Annotated in this window: 2 protein-coding genes and 4 pseudogenes; 5 read left to right on the plus strand and 1 reads right to left on the minus strand. The window is 66.6% G+C overall.

The genetic code is table 11. The features are described 5' to 3' along the window. Positions 1-813: pseudogene (gene istB / locus I71_RS20240) on the plus strand (IS21-like element helper ATPase IstB); the annotation flags it as partial. 65 nt (positions 814-878) lie between these two features. Beyond that, positions 879-1701, plus strand: a pseudogene (locus tag I71_RS20245) (IS66 family transposase); the annotation flags it as partial. A gap of 127 nt (positions 1702-1828) precedes the next feature. Here the strand turns inward: I71_RS20245 and I71_RS20250 are convergent. Next, positions 1829-3013, minus strand: coding sequence for an IS110 family transposase (locus I71_RS20250; protein WP_083897282.1), 1185 nt, complete (start codon positions 3011-3013; stop codon positions 1829-1831). Positions 3014-3284: 271 nt separating this feature from the next. On the opposite strand from I71_RS20250, the pseudogene I71_RS20255 reads away from it, so the two are divergent. The 3 genes and pseudogenes from I71_RS20255 to I71_RS20265 all read left to right on the plus strand — a co-directional run. After that, positions 3285-3539, plus strand: a pseudogene (locus tag I71_RS20255) (transposase domain-containing protein); the annotation flags it as partial. 19 nt (positions 3540-3558) lie between these two features. Then, a pseudogene (locus tag I71_RS20260) lies at positions 3559-4146 on the plus strand (IS630 family transposase); the annotation flags it as partial. 22 nt (positions 4147-4168) lie between these two features. After that, positions 4169-4509, plus strand: a 341-nt coding sequence (locus tag I71_RS20265; RefSeq protein ID WP_042697147.1) for a site-specific integrase, incomplete at its 3' end; no start/stop codon positions are given.

Genomic DNA, 4509 nt, shown 5'->3' on the forward strand with positions numbered 1-4509 from the left:
TGCCGCGCGCCTTGGAGCGCTGGAGCACATCCTGCGCCGGCTGGAACTCGGCGAACTCTCCGCTCTGGAGGCCATCGACGCCCTGCTGGGTGAAGAGCTGACGTTGCGCGAGGGGCGCCGCATCAAGGCGGCCCTGAAGATGGGCCGGCTTCTCTCCATCAAGACGCTCACCGGCTTCGACTTCTCCTTCCAGCCCTCGCTCGATCGCGATCGGATCATGACCTTGGCGCAGCTCGACTTCGTCGACCGGCACGAGGTGGTCCATTTCCTCGGCCAGCCCGGCTGCGGCAAGACGCACCTGGCGCTTGCTTTGGGAGTGGAGGCCGTCAAGGCCGGCCGCTCGGTCTACTTCGCCACCCTGGCCGACATCGTAAGCTCGCTGGCCAAGGCCGAGCGCGAGGGGACCTTGCGGGAACGCCTGCGCTTCCTGTGCCGGCCACAGCTGCTGATCGTCGACGAGATCGGATACCTGCCGGTGATCCCCGGCGGCGGCAACCTGTTCTTCCAGCTCGTCAACGCCCGCTATGAACGCGGCGCCATGATCCTGACCTCCAACCGCGGCTTTGCCGAATGGGGCGATGTCTTCGGCGGCACCGTCGTTGCTTCCGCCCTGCTGGACCGCCCCTGCTGGACCGCCTGCTGCACCATGCCGTGGTGGTGCAGATCGAAGGTGCCAGCTACCGCCTGCGCCGTCACGCCGAACTGATGCCGGACAACAACCGCAGCCGGCCTATCACCGCTCCGCCACCGGCACCACGGCGCCGAGGGCGGCCACCAAAAGCGAGGAGCGCCGACACCGAAGCCAATCCATAGCCCTTCAAACCATCTGGGGATTTTTCGACCGACCGTTCTGGGGAAACTTCATTCGGCCTTTACAGCTGTTCGAGAAGTTCGGCCAGCATCAGCCGCTGAACCGCCAGTGCGAGCGCTTCGCCAAGCTTCGCCAAGGAGGGCATGGAGATCAGCCTGTCCACCGCGGCCGACCAGGTGGGGGCGGCCTGCGGAGTGTTGAAACCGCTGCTCGACCGGCTCGAAGCGCATGTGCTGGCGGCGGAGCGGCTGCACGGAGACGACACGACCGTGCCGGTGCTGGCGAAGGGCAAGACCGACACCGGCCGCATCTGGGTCTATGTGCGCGATGACCGGCCGTTTGGCGGCGAGGCGGCGCCGGCGGCGCTGTTCCACTACTCCCGCGACCGCGGCGGCGGGCATCCCGAGGCGCACCTGGCCGGCTGGACCGGGGGGCTGCAGGCCGACGCTTATGCCGGTTACAACCGCCTCTACGATGCGAGCCGCCAGCCGGAGCCCGTGGCCGAGGCCCTGTGTTGGGCGCACGCGCGTCGGAAATTCTTCGAACTGGCCGACATCGCCGCCAACAAGCGGCGCGGCAAGGGAGCGCCGCCGATCTCGCCCTTGGCGCTGGAGGCGGTGCGGCGCATCGACCCGCTGTTCGACATCGAGCGTGAGGCGCTGGGGCGTTCGGCGGCCGACCGTCTGGCGGTGCGCACCGAGCTGTCCAAACCCCGGATCGAGGAACTGGAGACCTGGATGCGGGCAGCCCGGGCCGGGATGTCGAAGCACGCGCCGGTGGCCAAGGCGATGGACTACATGCTGACGCGTTGGGACGGCTTCACCCGCTTCCTCGGCGACGGCCGGCTGTGCCTGACCACGGATGATGTTGAGAACCTCCAATTGGGTATTGGACCGATGCTGTCGGTGCAAAGCACCGACAGCATGCTGGCCAAACGCCGGATGACGAAGCCCGGGTCAAGGCCGCAGCCGCGCGTCAGCGCGGGGCCGCGGAGCGGACGCCTTGACGCGGGGGGCGTCATCCGGCAGGTGCCGATGGTCGCTCCTTCCAGGCTTCCACCATCCGCTCGTAGGCGCGTTCGGTGCGTTCGACATACTCCGCCTCGCGTTGCCGGATCTCCTTGATCCAGTAGTCCCGACCAGGGCCGGCCTTGCCGTATTCCCGCGGGGCGCCTGCCTTCAGGGCGGCCTTGCGCAACTTCATGGCCGTGAAGGCGGGGCGAGCGTAGGCATAGTCCCTGTCATCGCTCAGCACATGCCAGATGAGGACCGCCAATTTGCGGGCGGTGGCCACCGCGGCCGCGCCGGCTCCGGCCTTCTTCTGTACCCGGTTGAAGAAGGCCCGCAGCGGTCCCGGCGCCATCTTCGCCGACCAAGCGGCCTCGACCAACACCGCGCGGGCCGCAGCGTTACCTTGTCGAGAGATACGCCCATGGCGAGCCGGATGGTCGCCGGACTGCTGGGTCGTCGGGGTCAGACCGAAGTAGCTGCTGAGCTTCTCGGAGGTCGGAAAACGGGAGATCGTCCCGATTGACGCCAAGACGGTCAGGGCGACCACGGTGCCCACCCCAGGAATGGTCATCAGCCGGCAAGCCTGCGGATCGTCCAGCGCCTGCTGGGCGATCCGCTTGTCGATCTCGGTCAGTTGCGCGCTCACCCGTTCCAGTTCCGCCACTAGGCGGGCGAGGATGGCCTGCTCCTCGGACGGCAACGGCAGGCGTGCCAGCCAGGCACGGCCGGCTTTGCTGAACAGACAGCCTTCGTATTTCGGGATCAGGTTCCCGTGCAGGATGGCATGGATGCGGCTCTTAACCCGCACCATGTGCTCGACGATCCCCGAGCGTTCCGTGACCATCCGCCGGCGGCGGATTGTGTCATCATCGGGAACCCAGACCTCCGGCAGGAAGCCTGCCGCATGCAGGCGCGCCAGGATCACCGCGTCGATCTTGTCGGTCTTCACGCGGGCATAGGCGATGGCCCGCACGAGCCGGGGGTTGGCCACGGCGACCCGCTTGACGAAAGGCCGCAGGACACGCTCCACAGCCGAGCTGTTGCCGGTGGCCTCGATGACCACCTCGTCGGTTGGCTCAAGGGTCTTGGCAAATTTCAGGAAGCGATCATGGGCAAGGTCGACCCTGGCTTCCTTTGTCACCTGGCCGTCCACCAGGAAGGCGACTTGGGCGAACGAGCGGTGAATATCCATGCCGATGATGCGCATGCTCCTTCCCTCCAGTGGTCCGTCCAGTGGTGGTTCGGGAGCTGGCGGGCTTGCACGACATCTACGGATCCGCGCTCGCAGCGCAACCGGGCAAGTCGTAGGAGGCGGCCATGTAACAACGCGAGCTCGCAGCTCATCGTAAGGACGGCCTGCCGCCGTTTCATGCTCCCGGCGCCCCTATCCCGGTGGACGATAGATACCGCAACCGCGATCTAATCGCCAGAACCGGCCAGCGCCAGGTAACAGCATGCCAGTTAACAATGCCGCCGAACGCGGCCTGCGCGGGATCGCCCTCGGGAGGAAAGCCTGGCTGTTCTGCGGATCCGATCGCGGCGGGCAGCGGGCGGCGATCATGTACGGCCTGATCATCACGGCCAAGCTCAACAACCTTGATCCCCAGGTGTGGCTCGCCGATGTGCTGGCGCGCATCAACGACATGCCCCAAACCCGTCTGTGCGAACTCCTGCCCTGGGAATGGAAGGCAATCCGCGAGCAGACGAAAGCTGCCTGACCGCGGCACTCAGCGGATGCTTACTATGGACCCGCCCTGCCACGCGGTGGTGCTGTCCATCGACGAAAAGAGCCAGATCCAGGCGCTCGACCGCACCCAGCCGGGTTTGCCGCTGAAGCCCGGCAGGTGCGGGACGATGACGCACGATTACAAGCGCAACGGCACCACCACGCTGTTCGCCGCGCTGAACACCCTGGACGGCACCGTGGTCGGCCGCTGCCTGCCCAAGCACACCCACAAGGAATTCATCAAGTTCCTGAACGCCGTTGAGCGCTTGGTGCCGGTCGGCAAGGTGATCCACGCGATCGTCGACAATTACGCCACCCACAAGCATCCCAAGGTGCTGGAATGGTTGGCCGATCACCCGCGCTGGGTCTTCCATTTCACGCCCACCTCAGCCTCCTGGATCAACGCCGTCGAGGGCTTCTTCTCCATCATCACCCGACGGAGCATCCGGCGCGGCGTGTTCAAGTCCGTGGCCGACCTCCAGGACGCCATCGCCCGCTACATCCGCAAGCACAACAGGGCATCCAGGCCCTTCGTCTGGACCAAGCCCGCCGACACCATCCTCGATAAACTCAGCCGTTTGCCTGCACCTTCTGAATGAGTCAGTGCACTAGGATGGTGTCATGCCCACCGATCGCATACTGACGGCCCCGGACGCCGCCATTCCCTTCGCGTTTGAGCCTGCCCTATCAGCCGGTGATGTTGACCGCCTCCGCGCCGCTTTCTCCGCCCGGTCCATGGCGGCGTCCACCCGGCGTGCCCTGCTCGGCGACGGACGTCTGTTCGTGAGCTGGTGCGGACGGGTCAAGCGCCAAGCAATGCCGGCCAGCCGGGAGACCGTGGCGGCCTTTCTGGCCGCGGCTGCCGCAGACGGCCGCTCCCCCGCCACCCTGCGGCGCTACCGCAGCTCGCTCGCGTGGTGGCATGCCGCCGGAGGTTCCCCAATCCTGCGCCGGTCGGCCGT

Source organism: Azospirillum sp. B506 (genome assembly GCF_000333595.1).
Classification (GTDB): domain Bacteria; phylum Pseudomonadota; class Alphaproteobacteria; order Azospirillales; family Azospirillaceae; genus Azospirillum.

Coding starts and splice junctions, on each gene's coding strand:
- I71_RS20250 (WP_083897282.1), bottom strand. CDS start 3,013: ATGGATATTCACCGCTCGTTCGCCCAAGTCGCCTTCCTGGTGGACGGC.